General features: G+C 69.0%; 14 protein-coding genes. 6 read left to right on the top strand and 8 right to left on the bottom strand.

The features are described 5' to 3' along the window. Positions 1-4 precede the first annotated feature (4 nt). Positions 5-916 (top strand): phytanoyl-CoA dioxygenase family protein, encoded by a 912-nt coding sequence (locus tag G6N14_RS13060; protein ID WP_085135170.1) that lies wholly within the window; start codon positions 5-7, stop codon positions 914-916. A gap of 14 nt (positions 917-930) precedes the next feature. Here G6N14_RS13060 and G6N14_RS13055 read toward each other — a convergent pair whose 3' ends face one another. Then, complete coding sequence (locus G6N14_RS13055) at positions 931-1533, bottom strand: TetR/AcrR family transcriptional regulator (protein ID WP_085135169.1); 603 nt, start codon at positions 1531-1533, stop codon at positions 931-933. Next, positions 1511-2365 (bottom strand): oxygenase MpaB family protein, encoded by an 855-nt coding sequence (locus G6N14_RS13050; protein ID WP_085135168.1) that lies wholly within the window; start codon positions 2363-2365, stop codon positions 1511-1513. Before G6N14_RS13050 ends, G6N14_RS13055 begins: the two co-directional genes overlap by 23 nt. A 194-nt stretch (positions 2366-2559) precedes the next feature. Here G6N14_RS13050 and G6N14_RS13045 point away from each other — a divergent pair, with 194 nt between their 5' ends. Beyond that, positions 2560-3270, top strand: a complete 711-nt coding sequence (locus G6N14_RS13045; protein WP_085135265.1) for a DnaE2-dependent mutagenesis accessory factor ImuA' — start codon at positions 2560-2562, stop codon at positions 3268-3270. 11 nt (positions 3271-3281) lie between these two features. Further along, positions 3282-4877, top strand: a complete 1596-nt coding sequence (locus tag G6N14_RS13040) for a DNA polymerase Y family protein (RefSeq protein WP_085135167.1) — start codon at positions 3282-3284, stop codon at positions 4875-4877. Between the two features lie 139 nt (positions 4878-5016). Here G6N14_RS13040 and G6N14_RS13035 read toward each other — a convergent pair whose 3' ends face one another. From G6N14_RS13035 to G6N14_RS13025, 3 genes are all read right to left on the bottom strand, one after another. After that, the gene (locus G6N14_RS13035) at positions 5017-5967 is read right to left on the bottom strand and encodes a nucleoside hydrolase (RefSeq protein WP_085135166.1); all 951 of its coding nucleotides are present in this window, start codon (positions 5965-5967) and stop codon (positions 5017-5019) included. A 10-nt stretch (positions 5968-5977) separates the two neighbouring features. Then, on the bottom strand, positions 5978-7999 hold the full coding sequence (locus G6N14_RS13030; protein ID WP_085135264.1) for an SDR family oxidoreductase: 2022 nt from the start codon (positions 7997-7999) through the stop codon (positions 5978-5980). Between the two features lie 77 nt (positions 8000-8076). Further along, positions 8077-8817: a histidine phosphatase family protein gene (locus tag G6N14_RS13025; RefSeq protein WP_085135165.1), complete on the bottom strand. Its 741-nt coding sequence runs from the start codon at positions 8815-8817 to the stop codon at positions 8077-8079. 89 nt (positions 8818-8906) lie between these two features. Between G6N14_RS13025 and G6N14_RS13020 the strand changes: the two genes are divergently transcribed. Continuing rightward, on the top strand, positions 8907-9776 hold the full coding sequence (locus tag G6N14_RS13020; protein WP_085135164.1) for a MaoC/PaaZ C-terminal domain-containing protein: 870 nt from the start codon (positions 8907-8909) through the stop codon (positions 9774-9776). Here G6N14_RS13020 and otsB read toward each other — a convergent pair whose 3' ends face one another. After that, positions 9777-10895: a trehalose-phosphatase gene (gene otsB / locus G6N14_RS13015; RefSeq protein WP_085135263.1), complete on the bottom strand. Its 1119-nt coding sequence runs from the start codon at positions 10893-10895 to the stop codon at positions 9777-9779. 83 nt (positions 10896-10978) lie between these two features. Here otsB and G6N14_RS13010 point away from each other — a divergent pair, with 83 nt between their 5' ends. After that, positions 10979-11839 (top strand): universal stress protein, encoded by an 861-nt coding sequence (locus tag G6N14_RS13010; protein WP_085135163.1) that lies wholly within the window; start codon positions 10979-10981, stop codon positions 11837-11839. Between the two features lie 8 nt (positions 11840-11847). On the opposite strand, the gene G6N14_RS13005 is transcribed toward G6N14_RS13010, so the two are convergent. Both G6N14_RS13005 and G6N14_RS13000 read right to left on the bottom strand, forming a co-directional pair. After that, on the bottom strand, positions 11848-14751 hold the full coding sequence (locus tag G6N14_RS13005; RefSeq protein ID WP_085135162.1) for an MMPL/RND family transporter: 2904 nt from the start codon (positions 14749-14751) through the stop codon (positions 11848-11850). Further along, positions 14748-15179, bottom strand: coding sequence for an MmpS family transport accessory protein (locus tag G6N14_RS13000; RefSeq protein WP_085135161.1), 432 nt, complete (start codon positions 15177-15179; stop codon positions 14748-14750). The genes G6N14_RS13005 and G6N14_RS13000 overlap by 4 nt, the downstream gene beginning before the upstream one ends. Positions 15180-15293: 114 nt before the next feature. Between G6N14_RS13000 and G6N14_RS12995 the strand changes: the two genes are divergently transcribed. After that, complete coding sequence (locus G6N14_RS12995; RefSeq protein WP_085135262.1) at positions 15294-18596, top strand: error-prone DNA polymerase; 3303 nt, start codon at positions 15294-15296, stop codon at positions 18594-18596. The last annotated feature ends 45 nt before the right edge of the window (positions 18597-18641 follow it).

Genomic DNA, 18641 nt, shown 5'->3' with positions numbered 1-18641 from the left:
CACGATGATTGCTCTGCTTTCGGCTGAGGAAGCCCAGCGTCGCGAATTCTGGGCGCAGCTGTGCCCGGAGATGTCGATCGAAACCGGGGGTCCCGGCCCGTCCGTCGCGGTCGGCGAGCTCGACACCCAGCTGGCCAACTTGAAGCGGGAGGGCTACGTCCAGGTCCCCGACGCCTTTCCCGAAGCGGCCATCGCGCCTATTCGCAGGACCGTCGCCACGCTGTTCCGGCAGGGGATCCCACTGCCCTTCGCCTTCGTCTACGACGAGCTGTGGCTGGCTTTCCAGGGGCTTTCGGAGTTCCTGACCAGCGTTCTGGGCCAGGGGTATCAGGCGTTGCCCGACTTCTGGGTCTGGCACGTCAACCCCAGCGACAACGCCGTGGGCTGGGGCCCGCATCGCGACCGGGTGATCGAGACCCTCGATGACGACAACTCGCCGCGGACGCTGACCGTGTGGCTGCCGTTCACCGATGCCACCCCGCTCAACGGGTGCATGTACATGCTGCCCGCCCATCTCGACGATCGCTTCGTCGAGCGGCGCTGGGACGGACCGGACAACACGATCGTCCGCAATCTTCAGGACATTCGGGCGCTGCCGGCCACGGCGGGCACCATGTTCGCCTGGAATCAGGCAGTCCTGCACTGGGGCGGGCGCGGCAGCCGCCTGGGAGCCGCGCCGCGGATCAGCGCCGCCTTCGAGTTTCAGCGTTCCGACTGCGCGCCGTTCAACAGCCCGTTGCTGGATCCGGGCCGCACGCCGACCTTCACCGAGCGGCTCGGGCTGATCGGCAAACAAGTTCTGCAATATCGCCACATGTATCCACTGACCGATGAGGTGGAGGCCGTCGCGACCCTGCTCGCGCAGCGCTACATGCCTGAGGTGGCCGCCGCGATGGGAGTCGGTGCGGCGATCTGAGGCGGGGGAGACCGCTAGATCGGTGTGGAGCGCAGCGCCGCGGGAAGGCTCGGCAGGAAATGCAGCGTCGCGAATCTGCGGATGTCCTCGGCGGAGTCCAGCGGTTCGCGTGAGGGCAGCAACAGCGCCATCGCCGCGTAGCGCAGGATGGTGTCGGCCAGATCGGTGACCACCTGCGGGCCGATGCGCTCGGCGAAACCGGCCGGGAAGATCACCTGCAGTGCCTCGGACATCCGTTCCACGATCGCGCCGTAGTGCCGCCGTCCCAGTTCCAGCGCCAGCGCCGGCTCGTCGGTGATCATCCGGTTGAGAACCCGATGCCGGCGAAACTGCATGATCGCCGAGGTGAATGCCTCGACATAGTAGTTTGACTGGGCGCCAGAGGTTTTCAGCTCGGCTGCGATATCGGCGTAGAGCGCGGCGTTCTCCCGGTCGATGACCGCGGCGACCAGTTCGTCGCGGCCGGCGAACCGGCGGTAGATGGTGGTGCGGCTGACCCGGGCGCGGCGAGCCACGTCGTCCAGGGCCACCCGGCGGAAGCCGTGCTGTTCGAACTCGACGACCGCGGCGTCGAGGATGGCGGTGGTCGCCGGGTCAGCCCCGGGCGTAGCCGGCATAGGCGAACTTGTTGTAGCGCAGTCGCATCGGCAAATGATCCCATGCCCAGTTGACCGGCCGCGATCGGCAGACCGCGGCGAACCGCTGATAGCGCCGCTCCTGCCGGTCGCTCCAGGGCAGGCCCAATTGGGCGCGGGTGCTCGGCGGCATGCCGCCGGTGGTGAGAAACGCCGCGATCGGATTGAAGATCACCGAGATCGCCCGCCACAGCGCCGGCGGCACCCCCTTGGGGCAAGGGAAACCCTTGGTGACGTAGCCGACTCCGTACTTGGCGGTCGGGTGGGCGACGAGAACCTTGTCCAGCATCTGGTTCCAGTAGCGCTCGAATTCGGCGTAGTCGGCCGGCATCACCCGGTCGCTGACGCCGTAGCGGCGATACCAGGTCTTCGACTCGAGGTAGATCCGCTCCTTCTCGTCCGGGGTGAGCCGTTTGACGAAGGTGTCGGCGAAGTACAGCACCTGCTCGACGAAGGTGGCGTGCGCCCAGAAGTAGGTCTCGGGATCCAGCGCGTGATACCGGCTCCCGTCGGGCATATTGCCCTTGATGCTGTGGTGGAAGTCGCGCACCTGCAGGCCGGAGTTGTCGGACTCCTCGCCGTAGACGGTCATGAAGATCGGCGGCAGCGAGCGTTTGATGCGGGCAGCGGTGTCGGCGAAGAACACCGAGTGGTCCAGCACGCCCTGGCCGAGCTCGGCGAGCATGTTCTGCAGCACTGCCGGGCGCGGCCCGATCAGGAACATCCGGTTGTCGCCGAAGTAGCGCCATACCAGGGACTGTGGTCCCAGGGGCAGGGCATCGGTAGCCGCGTCGGTCTCCACGGATTGGGTCATGTGGCACAGTGTTACATGTTTTGAATTGTGTACCAAAGCGGGAGATCAGCGGCTTCCCCGCGGTACGGATGTGGCCTGCGAGGCCGTTGGTGCAGCGCTGAAAAGTCCGGCTTGACGTTTGTCGGTGGGGGAGTGTTCACTCGGGTCAATCGAACATAGTTTCGAATCGGATTTGAGCGATGCCGGAGGCGATCATGACGGCGGCGGTGCGCGTGGGGGAGCGTCATGTCATCCCGGAAAACCGTGTTGAGCAGCTCAAACAACTGCGCCTGCAGATGGCGGCGGTGTCCGGGAAGGTGGGTGCCGGCCGGCCGGGTCCCGTCGCGGTCCCGGGGGCTGCGGTCGCCCCGGCTGCCGACGCCGTGCTGCCCGTTCCGCCGCTGCTGGCCGAGGTGCTGCCCGCCGGATTGCCCCGGGGCACGGTGGCGGTGCTCTCGGGGGCCCGGTCGCTGACGCTGGGCGTGGTGGCCACGGTGACGGCGGCCGGGGGGAACGCGGCGATCGTCGGCCAGCCGGAGCTCGGGTTGTTGGCCGCGGCGGAGATGGGCGCAGACCTGAGCCGGCTCGCCGTCATCCCGGATCCCGGCAACGACCCGGTGGAGGTGGCCGCGGTGCTGATCGACGGCATGGATCTGGTGGTGCTCGGCCTGGGCGGCCGCTGCGTTCCGCCGTCGCGCACCCGGGTCGTGCTGGCCCGTGCCCGCCACCGCGGGTGTGCCCTGCTGGTCTCCGGCGGTGACTGGCAGGGGTCGGCGCTGCGACTGGACGCCCGGGTGAGCGGTTATGAGACCACCGGCCACCCGATGGCGGGCTGCGCGGCCGTTGGCGGCTTCGGCCGGATCGGCGCGGTGCGCCTCGAGGTGCGGGCCGCTGGGCGGGCGGCCGGGCGGGCCCGGATCGGCTAGCGGGTCCTGGCATGCCCGACTCCCGAGTACTGGCGCTGTGGTGCATGGACTGGCCCGCGGTCGCCGCGGCGGCCGCAGCGGGGTTACCGCCCACCGCGCCGGTTGCGGTCACCCTGGCCAACCGGGTGATCGCGTGCTCGGCGGGCGCTCGCGCGGCGGGGGTGCGGCGTGGGCTGCGGCGCCGCGAGGCGGCGGCCCGCTGCCCGGCATTGCACGTGGTGGCCGCCGACGCCGATCGTGATGCCCGGTTGTTCGAGCCGGTCCTTGCCGCGGTGGACGAGTTGATACCGGCCGCCGAGGTGTTGCGGCCCGGGCTGCTGGTGGTGTCGGTGCGCGGCGCGGTGCGGGCCTTCGGTTCCGAGGAACAAGCCGCCGAACGCCTCATCGACGCGGTCGGCGCGACCGATGTCGAATGCCAGGTCGGGATCGCCGACGGCCTCTCCACCGCCGTGCTCGCCGCGCGTGCCGGCGCCGTGGTGCCGCCCGGGAAAGACGCCCGGTTCTTGTCGGCGCTGTCGATCCGGCAGCTGGCCGCCGAGCCCAGTCTGTCCGGACCGGGCCGGGACGCTCTGATCGACTTGCTGTGGCGCTTGGGCATTCGGACCATCGGGCAGTTTGCCGCGCTGCCCCGTTCGGATGTCACCTCGCGATTCGGCCCGGACGCGCTCGCCGCGCACCGGTTCGCCCGCGCCGAGCCGCAACGCGGACCGTCCGGGCGAGAGCCCGAACCGGACCTCGAGGCGGTGCTGCCGTGCGATCCCCCGATCGAGCGGGTAGACGCCGCGGCGTTTGCCGGGCGCTCGCTGGCGGCTGCCCTGCACCGGACGCTGATGGCCGCCGGCGTCGGCTGTACCCGGCTGGCCATTCACGCCGTCACCGCAACCGGAGAAGAGCTGACCCGGGTGTGGCGGTGCGCCGAGCCGTTGACCGAGGAGGCCACCGCGGATCGGGTGCGCTGGCAGCTGGACGGTTGGCTGAACCGCCGTGTCGCCGCCGACCGGCCCACCGGCCCGGTGACGCTGTTACGGCTGCAACCGGTGGAGGTGGCATCGGCGGCCGAGGCACTGCAGTTACCGCTCTGGGGTGGCCCCGGTGAGGAGGACCGGCTACGGGCCCGGCGCGCCTTGATCCGCGTGCAGGGACTGCTCGGCCCCGAAGCGGTCCGGGTGCCGGTGCTCTCCGGTGGTCGCGGTCCCGCGGAGCGAATCACCTTGACCCCGCTGGGGGATGAGCCGGTGCCGCTGGCCGACCCGCGCCAGCCGTGGCCCGGCCGGCTCCCCGAGCCGTCGCCGGCGGTACTGCTCGACGATCCCGTGGAACTGCTTGATGCCGAACGCAATCCGATCCGGGTGAGCAGCCGGGGATTCTTCTCCGCCGACCCGGCGTGGCTGGTCGCTCGGGGGCGGGACGACGAGGTGCGCTGGTGGGCCGGCCCCTGGTTGGTCGACGAACGGTGGTGGGACCCGCAGCGGGAGGGGCCGGGGTCGGGGCGCACCGCCCGGGTCCAGGTGCTGCTGGCGGGTGGGTCACCGAGCGCGGGGTCTGGGCAGGCGCTCCTGTTGTGCTACCGGCTGCGGCGGTGGTACCTGGAGGGGGTCTACGAATGACTCGGCGGGGCCAGTGCGGCGGTGCGCCATCGGTCCACTGCGCCGAACGTGCAATCACGGCGAGAATCCGCCCCGAAAATCGCCGTGATTACACGCTCGGCGCGGGACAGGAGGGTCAACCTCGGCGCGGCATGGCGGGTCAACCTCGCCGGCGGGCGAATGCGCCGACTCGTGGCACGAACCGGTCGAAGAACACCGCCGGGTCCACTGCGACCCCGATCAGCGCGTTGGGCCGGTGCGCGTCCCAGTCGGGAATCGTTCGCCCGCGCGCATCGGGCGAAAGCGCGACCCGCACTGCGGCCGGGCGGGTGGTCACGAGCGTGGGTTCCAGAGCGACCGCTGCGGCCAGCGGGTCGTGCAGATACGCCAGGTAGCCGTGGCCCCGCGCCTCGTGGGCCTCGAAATAGAAGCGCAGCGCGTCATGGAGCATCCGGACCACCGAGTCCTCAGCCGGCCCGGCCAGCCGCGCCAGGATCGTCGGAGTGATCGCGACGTGCTGGGTCAGATCCAGGCCGCACACGATCGGGAGTCGTTGCGGCGCAACTGCTCCCCATGCCGCGAACACCTGGGCGGCCGCCTCCGGATCGAATCCGATGTTGAACTCAGCCCCGGCGGACCGCTCGCCGGAGAACGCACCGCCCATGATCACCAGCCGACGCAGCAGCGTGGGCAGTGCCGGTTCGGCTCGCAGCGCCAATGCCAGGTTGGTCAGCGGGCCGGTGGCCACCCCGATCAACTGTCCCGGGTGTTCCCGCGCGGCGGTGCCCCATGCTGTTGCGGCGTCGTATCCGGTGAGCCGTCCGGTGCCGGGCGGCAGCTCGGCGTACCCCAGCCCCTGCGGGCCGTGGCTGTTCTGCCCGGTGTGGACTGGGCCGCTGCGCGGTGCGTCGGCGCCGCGAGATACCGGGACACCGGTCGCCCCGCACAGTTCCAGCAGAGCCAGGTTGTTGTCACAGACCTGCTGCACCGCAACGTTTCCGCCGGTTGCAGCGATCCCGACAAGCTCGGCATCCGGGCTGGCCAGCAGGTACACCAGCGCCACCGCGTCGTCGACGCCGGTATCGAAGTCGGCGAAGACAGGCAGTGTCACGAGAGCAGATTCACCAGTACACGCCCGGAACCAACCGCACCGCCCGTTTGACCGGGCGGGGCACCCGCACCCGGGGGATCGCCCGCGACGGTCGCTTCGGTCTGCGTGCTACCTGTCGAGTCCTGGGTGCCGCAGCGGTTGTTTCAGGGAGTGCCACACCGCGCGCCGCGGCCGAGTCCGGGTAGCCCAGGTAGACCTGGTGCAGCACCCGGCGCGCCAGCCGGGGGGTGAAGTAGTTGCCGGCTTCGGCCAGCGTCCCCAGCGGGGTGTCGATCCGGTCCGGCTTCTCGATCAGGCCGCGTATCACCATGGCCGCCGCGTGCTCGGCGCTGATCGCCCCGACCGGGAGCAGCTTGCCCGTCGGCGCGATCATCGGAGTGGCCACCAGGGGCATGTGGATGGTGGTGAAGGTGATGTGCTCGGAAAGTGTTTCGGTCGAGATCACGTCGGCGAACGCATCCAGCGCCGCCTTGGTGGGCACGTAGGCGCTGTAGCGCGGACTGTGCGCCAGGACTCCTTCACTGGAGACGTTGACGACGTGGCCGAACCGCCGTTCCCGCCAGTGCGGCAGCAACGCCAGCACCATGCGCACCGCACCGAAGTAGTTGACCGCCATCGTGCGCTCGTAGTCGTGCAGCCGCTCGGTGGAGCTGGCCACCGAGCGGCGAATGGACCGGCCGGCATTGTTCACCAGGTAGTCGACATGCCCGAACCGGCCCAGAATGTCCTTGACGGTGTGCTCCACCGATGCCGAATCGGTCACGTCACAGGTGAAGGCATGCGCCTGCCCCCCGCCGGCCCGGATCTCGGCCACCAGCTCGTCGAGCGCTGAGCCGCTGCGGGCCAGCGCGAAGACCGTGCCGCCGCGCTCGGCGACCGCGATGGCCGAGGCCCGGCCGATACCGCTGGACGCCCCGGTGATGACGACGTGCCGGCCGACCAGCGGCCCCGCCGGATCGTCGCGGCGAGCGCGGTCGGGATCCAGATGCTGCGCCCAGTACCGCCACAGCCTCGGCGCGTAGTCGCCGAACTCGGGCAGCCGGACGCGCTGACCCAGCGCCGCACGGGTGGCGTCGGCGACGAACGTCGGCCGCAGCTCCACCAGATCGAGCACCTCGGCGGGAAGCCCCAGTTGGGTGGCCACCATGTTGCGCCACACCCGGGTGCGTCCGCCGACGTTGAGCACCGGGGCCGCCACCGCGGCGGGCAGCGTGGCGCGCAGCGGCGGAAGCCCGGCCTCGGCCGCGATGGCCCGGTAGATGTCGGGCAGCCCGATCGACCTCGGCGCGGTGAGGTGGAAGGTGCGCCCGTCTAAGCCGTCGGCGTGCATCAGATCGACCAGCGCATCGACGACGTAGTCGACCGGGACGACGTTGGTGCGTCCGGTGTTGGGTACCGCCATCGGGGTCAGCCGGGGCAGTGCCGCCAGCTTGGCCAGCAGCGGGAAGAAATAATACGGTCCGTCGACTTTGTCCATCTCGCCGGTGCGGGAATCGCCCACCACCACCGCCGGACGGAACACCCGGTAGCGCAGTCCCGGTGCCGAGCGCACCAGCGCTTCGGCCTCGAACTTTGTCTGGTGGTACGGGGTCGGCAGCTGTTGGCCGACGTCGAAGTCGTCTTCGGTGAATTCGCCGGCGAAGTCTCCGGCCACCGCTATCGAGGACATGTGCGACAACGTGGCGTCCAGTCGCTTCGCCAACCCGATCACTGCGCGCGTGCCCTCGACGTTGACCGCCTGCTGCTCGGCCGTGCCGGCGGTGATGTCGTAGATGGCCGCACAGTGCAGCACGTGGTCGATATCACCGAGTTCGGCTAATGCCGTGTCGTTCAGCCCGAGGTTCGGCGCCGCCAGGTCGCCGACCAGCGGTTTCACGCGCTCGCCCCACTCCTGCGAGGCCAGCGTCTCAAAGCGGCTCAGCGAGGCACGGCGTACCAGCACCCATACCTGCGCCTGGGGACTGGTCGCCAACAGTCGGGACACCGCGCGTCGCCCAATGAACCCGGTACCGCCGGTAACGACATAATGCATACCGGTCATGGTTACCGGTCGTGGGGGCTACGTCAACAGCGGAGTCAACAGCGGGGTCGACAGCGGGCCGGTGCCGATCACCGCCGCGCAGCCGCGCCGGGGGAGAACGCGCGAATGCCGTCCCACTCCACAAGCGTCCAGCCGGTGGTCGGGCTGCCGGTGATCACCACCTTGGCGATGTTGGGCAGCGGGTGGTCGATCAGCAACTCGTCGCGGGGGTTGCGGACGTTCATCAGCGTCCAGGTGGCGATGGACGCCCCGTGGGAAAACGCCACGGGATTCTTGTCGCCGGCGTCGTACATCTGCTGGACGGCGGCACCGAACTCGTCGTTGAACTGATTGCCGTCAATGGAGCCGGGAATGGTCGCGCTGCGGTCACCGTGGAGCCAGGCCTGCGGGGCCAGCCAATACACGGAATTGACCATGGATCCGGGCTTGTCGCTGAACCAGCCGGCGTTGATCTCCCGCAGGCCCGGCAGGATCTCCACCTGACGTCCGAGCTCACGCGCCAGCGGGGCGGCGGTCTGCTGGGTACGCACCATCGACGAGGCATACACCCCGTCGTGGCGGTTGCCCGAGAGCTGGTTTGTGATCTCCTGAGCCTGGACGCGCCCCTTGTCGGTCAGACCCGGGCCGGGCACCGAGGTGTCCAGGATGCCCGCGGCATTGGCCTCGGACTCGGCATGGCGGACCAGCGTCAGTGTCATGATCCGCGGTTGCGGTGTGGTGGAACAGCCACCCAGCGCCAGAGTGCAGGCCAGCGCCGCCGCCAGCATCGCGACCACAGTGATAACGCGGTTCCCGGTGTGCTTCCTCATGCCGACAGCCTGCCCTAATCGATGGCCCCGACACGAATCCTTCTGCTGAAATGGTGGGACCAAATCGCCTCCGACGTGAAGGAGAATCCGTGGCACTGGACCCAACAGCCATCGGCGTGACCACCGATCCCGTGCGGGTCGAATGGACCGATCGCGACACCATGCTCTACGCGCTGGGGGTCGGCGCCGGAACGGCGGACTTGGCGTTCACCACCGAGAACAGCCACGGTATCGCCCAGCAGGTGTTGCCCACCTACGCCGTCATCTGCTGCATGGGCTTCGCGGCCGCCGGCAAGATCGGCACCTTCAACCCGGCGCTGCTGCTGCACGGCTCGCAGCAGGTGCGGTTGTTCGCGCCGCTGCCGCCCGCCGGAAGCCTGCAGGTGGTGGCCGAGGTGGCCGACATCCAGGACAAGGGCGAGGGCAAGAACGCCGTCGTGGTGCTCCGGGCGCGCGGCACCGACGTCACGACCGCCGAACCCCTGGTCGAGACGCTGACCACTTTGGTCATCCGCAAGGCCGGTGGCTTCGGTGGGGCCCCGGGGCAGCGGGCGGTCGCCCCGGAAATCCCGGAACGTGATCCGGATTCCCGCATCTCGTATGTGACCCGCGAGGATCAGGCGCTGCTGTACCGACTCTCCGGCGACCGCAACCCCCTGCACAGCGACCCGTGGTTCGCCACCACCCTGGCCGGCTTCCCCAAGCCGATCCTGCACGGGCTGTGCACCTACGGTTTCGCCGGCCGCGCGCTGGTCGCCGACCTCGGCGACGGCGACGCGAACCGGGTCAGCGCCATCTCGGCACGGTTCACCGACCCGGTGTTCCCGGGCGAGACGCTGACCACCTCCATCTGGCGGACCGAGCCGGGCAAGGCGGTGTTCCGCACCGAGGCCGCCGGCCCGGACGGCGCCAACCTGCGAGTGGTGCTTGATGACGGCGCGGCGGAATACCAGCCCTGATCAGTCGCCGCTGAGGCGCTTCGCCAGTCGTGCGGTGAACTCGGCCGCCTGTGCCGGGCTGTCCAGGGCATACCGGGCTGCGGTCGCGCGGTCGCCGTCGTCGTTGTGCCGCACCACAATTCCGGCACCCGAGAGCTGCGCCGCCGCGTCGAAGGCGTCTTCGTCGGTGATGTCGTCGCCGAGGAACAGCGGCGCAGACACCGGAGTCGCCTCGTTCATGCGGTCCAGTAGCCAGTGCAGCGTACGGCCCTTGTCCCAGTCGATCTCGGGACGCAGCTCGATCACCTCCCGGCCGGTCGTGACCCGCAGACCGGTGCGCCGGCCGGCATCGCGCACCGCCGCCATCGTCTCGCCGACGCGGTCCCGGGCCGCGTTGCGATAGTGCACCGCAACCGCGAATCGCTTGTGCTCCACCACGATCCCCGGCATCTTGAGTTGGTCACGCAGCGATGCGGCCGCGCCGGCCAACACCGGCATCGCATCGGCGGCGGCGTCGTTCTGGTGATGGGCGCCGTCCGGACCGGTCAGCTCGAAGCCGTGACTGCCCGCATACCAGATCCCGTCCAGGCCCACCCGGGCCCGGACGTCGGCCAGGTCGCGACCGGACAGCACCGCCACCGGGCACCGGGCGGCCAACGCGGCCAACGCATCCACCGCGCCGGCCACCGGTTGGGCCGCGTCGGGATCGGCGACGATATCCGACAAGGTCCCGTCGAAGTCGAAGAACACCGCCGGATGAGCGAGGTCGGGCAACGCTCCGGCGGCCAAGGCCGTCATCGCATCCGGCAAGGCCGACATCGGGCGGTCGCCGAGACGCACCCCCACCGCATCCGGGCCGTCCACAACCGCATCGCCGCCGTCGCGCCCCACCCCGATCACCAAGGCGAATCCGGCACTGCGAGCCGCCACCACGCCCGCCTCCGAATCGGTGATCACCACGGCGCGGCCCGGCCGCACCGCCAAACCGGCGGCCGCGGGCACCAGGTCGGCCCCGGATGCCACCGTGCCCACCCGCACGCGGGCCCGGTGCAGGCGCTCGGTCAGCGCCGCCGGATCCCAGCCCGGGCCCAGCTGCAACAGCACCGCGTCATGCCGACGCGGGTCGACCGTGACCGACATGCCCACCATGTCCACCACGGTGCCACAGCCTCGTCGGCATTAGCGTGGTAGGTGTCAGGTCCCTGAGCGCAAGGAGAGCGCCGATGTCGTCCACTTCCGGAATCCTGGTCGGTGTCGACGGGTCGCCGTCGTCGGCAACGGCCGTCGATTGGGCGGCGCGCGACGCCGCGCTGCACAACCTGCCCCTGACCCTGGTGCACGTGCTGGCCTCCCCGGTGGTGATGACGTTCCCCGAGACACCGATGCCGTCCGGCTACACCGAATGGCAGCGTGAGCAGGGCGAACGCCACCTGCGTGAGGCCGCCGAGATCGCCGCGGCGGCCGGGGCGACGCACGTCTCCGCGGAGATCGTGGTGGGTTCCACCGTCCCGATGCTGGTCGACATGAGCCGCGAGGCCGCCCGCCTGGTGGTCGGGTCCCGCGGGTACGGGCGGATGCGTCGCCTGCTGCTCGGCTCGGTCAGCTCGTCACTGGTGCGGCACGCAGACTGCGCGGTCGCGGTCATCCACGAAGACCATCAGCGCTCCGACACCGCTCCGGTGGTCGTCGGCATCGACGGCTCGCCGGTGTCGGAGGCCGCAACGGCGCTGGCGTTCGAAGAGGCATCGCTGCGCGGGGTGGAACTGATCGCGGTGTATGCCTGGCACGACACCGGGCTGATGGACTTTCCCGGCCTCGACACCGCCGTGCTGGCGTCGGAGAGCGAATTGGCTCTGGCTGAGCGGCTGGCCGGCTGGCGGGAGCGCTACCCCGACGTCACCGTGCGTCGCGTGGTGGTCGACGACCGGCCCGCCGACCAGCTGATCGACCAGTCGCGGGCGGCTCAGCTGGTGGTGGTGGGCAGCCACGGCCGTGGCGGCTTCACCGGCATGCTGCTGGGCTCGGTCAGCCAGGAGGTGGTGCAGTCGGCGCACGCCCCGGTCATTGTCGTGCGGCCGGCCTGAGCGACCGGTCAGCTCACCGAGACGGGTTTGGTCTCGGTTCGCAGCGCCGCGACCTGCTGCGCCGTCGGTGACGGCCGCAACGGCACCCGCTGCGGCCACCAGAACCAGCGGCCCAACAGCGCGGCGATCGATGGCGTCATGAACGACCGGATCACCAGGGTGTCGATGAGCAGACCGAGCCCGATGGTGGACCCCACCTGGCCGATCACCTTCAGGTCGGAGACGATCATCGACATCATCGTGAACGCGAACACCAGGCCCGCCGAGGTGACGACGGAGCCACTGCCGCCCATCGCGCGGATGATGCCCGTCTTCAGACCGCCGTGCAGCTCTTCCTTCATTCGGGAGACCAACAGCAGGTTGTAGTCCGAACCCACCGCCAGCAGGATGATCACCGACATCGCCAGCACCATCCAGTGCAGGTGCAGGCCGATGATGTGCTGCCAGATCAGCACCGAGAGCCCGAACGAGGTGCCCAGCGACAGCAACACCGTGCCCACGATCACCGCCGAGGCCACCACCGCGCGGGTGATCAGCAGCATGATGATGAAGATCAGGCACAGCGAGGCGATGCCGGCGATGATCAGGTCGTAGGACGACCCGTCCTTCATGTCCTTGAACATGGCTGCGGTGCCGCCGAGGTAGACCTTCGAGCCCTCCAGCGGGGTGCCCTTGAGGGCCTCGTGCACGGCGTGTTTGATCGGCGCGACGTGGGAGATGCCCTCCTCGGACATCGGGTCGCCCTCATGGGAGATGATGAAGCGCACCGAATGCCCGTCGGGGGACAGGAACATCTTCATGCCGCGCTTGAAGTCGGGATTGTCGAACGCCTCCGGGGGCAGATAGAACGAGTCGTCGTTCTTGGACTCGTCGAACGCCTTACCCATGGCGTTCTGGCCTTCCAACATCTTCTCCATCTGAAGCTGCAGACCCTCCATGGTGGACTGCATCTTCAGCTGGGTGGTGCGCATGTTCGACATCGTTTCGATCATCGGCGGCATGATCTCGAGCATTCGCGGCATCAGCCGGTCGAGGTTGTCGATGTCGGGCAGCACCTTTTCGAAATCCTCGGTCATCTGGTCGAGACCGTCCATCACGTCGAAGATCGACCGGATGGACCAGCAGATCGGGATGTCGAAGCAGTGCGGCTCCCAGTAGAAGTAGCTGCGCATCGGGCGCCACATGTCGTCGAAGTCGGCGATCGAGTCGCGCATCTTCTGGATGTCATCGAGCATGGTGTGCATCTTGAGGTCCATGCTGTGCGTGGTCGCCGACATTTCGCGGGTGACCTCGAGCATCTGCTTCATGCTGTCGATCGAGACCTGCATGTCGTCGCCCATCTTGAGCAGGTTCTTCATGCTGTCGAGCTGGTACTTCATGTTCAGCTGCTGAGTGGTGCCCTGCATGCTGATCGCGAACGGGATGGTGGTGTGTTCGATCGGGGTGCCCAGCGGTCGGGTGATGGTCTGCACCCGGCCGATGCCCGGCACCTCGAACACCCGCTTGGCGATCCGGTTGATCACCAGAAAGTCGGCCGGGTTGCGCAGGTCGTGGTCGGTCTCGATCATCAGCAGCTCCGGACTCATCCGGGCCTGGGAGAAGTGCCGGTCGGCGGCGGCGTAGCCGATGTTCGCCGGCACGTAGTCCGGCAGGTACTGGCGGTCGTTGTAGTTCGTCTGGTACCCCGGCAGTGTGAGCAGGCCGACCAGGCAGACCCCCGTGGTGGCGGCCAGCACCGGTCCCGGCCAGCGCACGATCAGTGCGCCGATCCGCCGCCAGGTGCGGATCCGCATGGCCCGCTTGGGTTCGAGCATGCCGAAGCGGCCGGCGACCGCGACCACCGCGGAGCCGAAGGTGAGCGCCGCGAGGACCACCACCATCATGCCGATCGCCAGGGGAACGCCCAGCGATTGGAAGTAAGGCAGTCGGGTGAAGTGCAGGCAGAAGGTCGCCCCGGCGATGGTCAGCCCCGAGCCCAGGATCACGTGCGCGGTGCCGTGATACATGGTGTGGAAGGCCGATTCCTTGTCCTCGCCGAGGGCTCGGGCCTCTTGATAGCGGCCGAGCAGGAAGATCGCATAGTCCGTGGAGGCGGCGATGGCCAGTGTCACCAGCAGGTTCACCGCGAACGTGGACAGGCCGATGATGTTGTAGTACGCCAACACGGCCACGATGCCGCGGGCAGCGCTCAGCGAGAAGATCACCATGCCCAGCACTAACAGCACGGTGCCGACCGAGCGGTAGATGCTCAGCAGCATCGTGATGATCACCACGAAGGTCAGCGCGGTGATGAGCTTGAGGCTCTTGTCGCCGGCGATGTGCTGATCGGCGTTGAGGGCGGCCCCGCCGGTGACGTAGGCGTGCACGCCTTCGGGTGCCGGGGTCTCGGCGATGATCTGCTGGACGGCCTCGACCGACTCGTTGGCCAGGGTCTCGCCCATGTTGCCGGCCAGATACACCTGAACGTAGGCGGCTTTGCCGTCCGGGCTCTGCGACCCCGCCGCGGTGAGCGGGTCACTCCAGAAGTCCTGGACGTGCTCGATATGGACGGGGTCGGCCTCCATCTTGGCGACCAACTGGTCGTAGTACTTGTGTGCGTCGTCGCCGAGCGGCTCATCGCCTTCGATGACCACCATGCCCGAGCTGTCCGACTTGAACTCGTCGAACACCTTGCCGATGCGCATCATCGCGATCATCGACGGAGCGTCTTTGGGGGCCATCGACACCGCGCGCATCTTCCCGACTTCGTCGAGCTGCGGCACGATGACGTTCACCAGCACGGTGATTGCCACCCAGATCAGGATGATGGGCACCGCCAGCCGGCGGATCCACGCCGGAATTCCGCCGCGCTTGGGCGGTTGGGCGGCGGGCAGCGCGTCGGTCGGGGTTTCGGAGCCGGTGTTGTCGCTCATGCGGATTTCACAATGCAGAAGGTCTGGGCACTGACGGGGCTGCTGGAAACGCGTTCTTCCTTGAGTTCCCCGTCGATGGTGACGCGGCAGCCGATGGTGGTGCCGTCACCTTGGGCGACGATGGTGGGACTCACCGCGGGGTTGGTGGTCGACAGGGTCAGTGACCACGGCAGGGCGGCGCCGTCGAGCCGCTGCGGCGTGGCGTCGAGGTCGAGGTAGTTGATGTCGGCGTAGGTCCCGTCCGGGCTGAAGATGTCGTAGACCACAACCTTGGGATGGAACGGCTTGGTGTCCTCGAACGGCACGGTTGCACTACCGCTGTCGTCGGCTCCGAAGAAGCCCCGGACTCGCTGCACAGTGAACCCCCCTACCGCGAGAACGGCGACGATGAGCAGGGGTAACCACGCGCGTCTGACGGCGCTGAACATGAATGCAGTGGCCCTTTCCCATCGTGCCGGAATCTGACACAGATTAGTGCATCAAAGTTCTTTTTCACACCCGGCGGGCCCGATTTCGCACGTATGTTCGATATCCTGAGCGGTGTGGGCTGGAGCAGTGGGCCGCCGAGCTGGGCGGAAATGGAGCGGGTGCTCGATGGTAAGCCTCGTCACACCGGTGATACGGGTGGTGTGTCAGCGCATCTCGGTACGTCAGACCCGCAGGTCGGGCGCCTCCGGCGGGCGGGGCCCACGGTGCCCTATGCCGAGTTGCACGCGCATTCGGCATACAGCTTTCTCGACGGCGCCAGCACCCCGCAGGAGCTGGTCACCGAGGCCGCCCGGCTGGGTCTGCGGGCGATCGCGTTGACCGACCACAACGGCCTGTACGGGGTGGTGCGGTTTGCCGAGGCGGCCGCCGAGCTGCAGGCCGCGGGCCTGGAAATAGGCACGGTGTTCGGTGCCGAGTTGTCGCTGGAGCCCACCTTTGGCGCCGCTTCTTCCAAGGCCCGTACCGACCACCCGGATCCACCCGGCCCGCACCTGCTGGTGCTGGCCCGCGGTCCGGAGGGTTACCGGCGGTTGTCGCGGCAGATCGCCGCCGCCCATCTGGCCGGCGAAAAGGGCAGGCCGCGTTTCGATCTGGACGCGCTGACCGAGGCGGCAGGCGGGCATTGGCAGATTCTGACCGGATGCCGTAAAGGGCACGTCCGTCATGCGCTGGCCACCGGCGGCCCGGATGCGGCCGCGGGTGCGCTGGCCGACCTGGTGGACAGGTTCGGCGCGGCGCGGGTCCGCGTGGAGCTGACCCGGCATGGGGAACCGTGCGACGACGAGCGCAACGCCGCGCTGGCCGGCCTGGCGCCCAGGTTCGGGGTGGGCCTGGTGGCCACCACCGGCGCGCATTTCGCCCGGCCGGAGCGGGGCCGGCTGGCGATGGCGCTGGGCGCGGTGCGGGCGCGCCAGTCGCTGGACGCCGCCGCCGGCCGGCTGGCTCCGCTGGGCGGCTCGCACCTGCGCTCCGGCGCGGAGATGGCCCGATTGTTCGCGGCGCATCCGGCGGCGGTGCCGGCGGCAGCCGAACTCGGCGAACAGTGCGCCTTTCCGCTGACGCTGATCGCCCCGCGGCTGCCGCCGTTTGCCGTACCGGGCCCGCACACCGAGGACAGCTGGCTGCGGCAGCTCACCCTGGACGGCGCCGCCGGGCGCTACGGCCCGCCCGGGCGCGCGCCGGCTGCTTATGCCCAGATCGAACGCGAGCTGGAAGTCATTGCCCAATTGGGATTTCCGGGATACTTCCTGGTGGTACACGACATCACCCAGTTCTGTCGGCGCAGCGGAATCCTGTGTCAGGGCAGGGGATCGGCGGCCAACTCCGCGGTCTGTTACGCCCTGGGCATCACCGCGGTCGATCCGGTGGCCAACGGGCTGCTGTTCGAGCGCTTTTTGTCCCCGGCCCGTGACGGTCCGCCCGACATCGACATCGACATCGAGTCCGACGAGCGCGAAAAGGTGATCCAGTACGTCTACGACAAATACGGGCGTGACCACGCCGCTCAGGTGGCCAACGTCATCACCTACCGGGGGCGCAGTGCCGTGCGGGACATGGCCCGCGCACTGGGTTATTCGCCGGGGCAGCAGGACGCCTGGAGTAAGCAGCTGAGCCGATGGGGCCGACCTGGCCGGGAGGACTCCGATCTTCAGGGCATCCCCGAACAGGTGATCGAGCTGGCCGACCAGGTCGCCGATCTGCCGCGGCACCTGGGCATCCACTCCGGAGGCATGGTGATCTGTGATCGCCCGATTGCCGACGTGTGCCCGGTGGAGTGGGCCCGGATGGCCGGGCGAAGCGTGCTGCAGTGGGATAAAGATGACTGCGCGGCAATCGGTTTGGTGAAGTTCGACCTACTTGGCCTGGGAATGCTGTCGGCATTGCACTATGCGATCGACCTGGTGGCACAGCATTGCGGCGTCGAGGTGGATCTGGCCGCGATCGATCTGTCCGAGCCGGCGGTGTATGAGATGCTGGCGCGCGCCGACACCGTCGGGGTGTTCCAGGTCGAGTCGCGCGCGCAGATGGCCACCCTGCCACGGCTGCGCCCCCGGGTGTTCTACGACCTGGTGGTGGAGGTGGCGCTGATTCGCCCCGGGCCGATCCAAGGCGGATCGGTGCATCCCTACATCCGTCGCCGCAACGGTATCGACCCGGTGACCTATGAGCATCCGTGTATGGCGAGAGCTCTGCACAAAACCCTGGGAATTCCACTGTTTCAGGAACAGCTGATGACGCTGGCGGTCGACTGCGCCGGGTTCACCGCGGGCGAGGCCGACCAGCTGCGCCGGGCCATGGGCTCCAAACGATCACCAGAGCGGATGCGCCGGTTGCGCGACCGGTTCTACGACGGCATGGCTCAGTGCCACAGCATCACCGGCGAGGTGGCCGACCGGATCTACGAGAAGCTGGAAGCCTTCGCCAACTACGGATTTCCGGAGAGTCACGCGATGAGCTTCGCATCGCTGGTGTTCTACTCAGCCTGGTTCAAGCTGCACTACCCGGCGGCGTTCTGCGCCGCGCTGCTGCGGGCCCAGCCGATGGGTTTCTATTCGCCGCAGTCGCTGGTCGCCGACGCCCGCCGGCACGGCGTGGTGGTGCACCGCCCGGATGTCAACGCCAGCCTGGCGCACGCCACCCTGGCCGAGGCCGGAACGCAGGTCCGGCTGGGGCTGGGCGCTGTGCGGGGCATCGGTACCGATCTCGCCGAGCGGTTGGTGGCCGACCGTGAGGTCCACGGGCCGTTCGCGTCGATGCTGGATCTCACTGCACGGGTGCAGCTTTCGGTGCCACAGGTCGAGGCGCTGGCGACCGCTGGGGCGTTTGCCGGGTTCGGGGTGTCACGCCGGGAGGCGCTGTGGGCGGCCGGGTCGGCGGCGGGGCAGCGTCCCGACCGGCTGCCCGGAGTGGGTGTCGCGACGCACACCCCGGCCCTGCCCGGCATGAGCGAGATCGAGCTGTCCGCCGCCGACGTATGGGCCACCGGGATCTCCTGTGACAGCTTCCCGACCCAGTTCCTGCGCGCCGATCTCGACGCACTCGGGGTGATTGCGGCCGGTGGCCTGAGTGCCGTCGCGGACGGTACCCGGGTGCTGGTGGCCGGAGCGGTGACCCACCGGCAACGGCCGGGGACCGCCCGCGGGGTCACGTTCATCAACCTCGAGGACGAGACCGGGATGGTCAATGTGCTGTGCACACCGGGGGTGTGGGCGCGGTATCGACGACTGGCCCAGACCGCGACGGCGCTGCTGATCCGCGGACGGGTGCAGAACGCCAGCGGGGCGGTCACCGTGCTGGCCGATCGGCTGGGCGCCCTGGAACTGGCCGTGCGTTCGCGGTCCCGGGATTTTCGGTAGCCCCCGGCGGTCAGCGAGGTTCGACGCAGGAGAGCCGAAGCTGGA

This window comes from Mycolicibacter hiberniae, from assembly GCF_010729485.1.
Lineage (GTDB): Bacteria > Actinomycetota > Actinomycetes > Mycobacteriales > Mycobacteriaceae > Mycobacterium > Mycobacterium hiberniae.
The sequence above is the reverse complement of the archived record's forward strand: the minus strand, read 5'-3'. Positions and strand labels throughout refer to the sequence as shown.

Bases quoted from the DNA above. Each gene is read 5' to 3' on its own strand.
- G6N14_RS13060 (WP_085135170.1), top strand. From the start codon at position 5: ATGATTGCTCTGCTTTCGGCTGAGGAAGCCCAGCGTCGCGAATTCTGG.
- G6N14_RS13055 (WP_085135169.1), bottom strand. From the start codon at position 1,533: ATGCCGGCTACGCCCGGGGCTGACCCGGCGACCACCGCCATCCTCGAC.
- G6N14_RS13050 (WP_085135168.1), bottom strand. From the start codon at position 2,365: ATGACCCAATCCGTGGAGACCGACGCGGCTACCGATGCCCTGCCCCTG.
- G6N14_RS13045 (WP_085135265.1), top strand. From the start codon at position 2,560: ATGACGGCGGCGGTGCGCGTGGGGGAGCGTCATGTCATCCCGGAAAAC.
- G6N14_RS13040 (WP_085135167.1), top strand. From the start codon at position 3,282: ATGCCCGACTCCCGAGTACTGGCGCTGTGGTGCATGGACTGGCCCGCG.
- G6N14_RS13030 (WP_085135264.1), bottom strand. From the start codon at position 7,999: ATGCATTATGTCGTTACCGGCGGTACCGGGTTCATTGGGCGACGCGCG.
- G6N14_RS13025 (WP_085135165.1), bottom strand. From the start codon at position 8,817: ATGAGGAAGCACACCGGGAACCGCGTTATCACTGTGGTCGCGATGCTG.
- otsB (WP_085135263.1), bottom strand. From the start codon at position 10,895: ATGTCGGTCACGGTCGACCCGCGTCGGCATGACGCGGTGCTGTTGCAG.
- G6N14_RS13010 (WP_085135163.1), top strand. From the start codon at position 10,979: ATGTCGTCCACTTCCGGAATCCTGGTCGGTGTCGACGGGTCGCCGTCG.
- G6N14_RS13005 (WP_085135162.1), bottom strand. From the start codon at position 14,751: ATGAGCGACAACACCGGCTCCGAAACCCCGACCGACGCGCTGCCCGCC.
- G6N14_RS13000 (WP_085135161.1), bottom strand. From the start codon at position 15,179: ATGTTCAGCGCCGTCAGACGCGCGTGGTTACCCCTGCTCATCGTCGCC.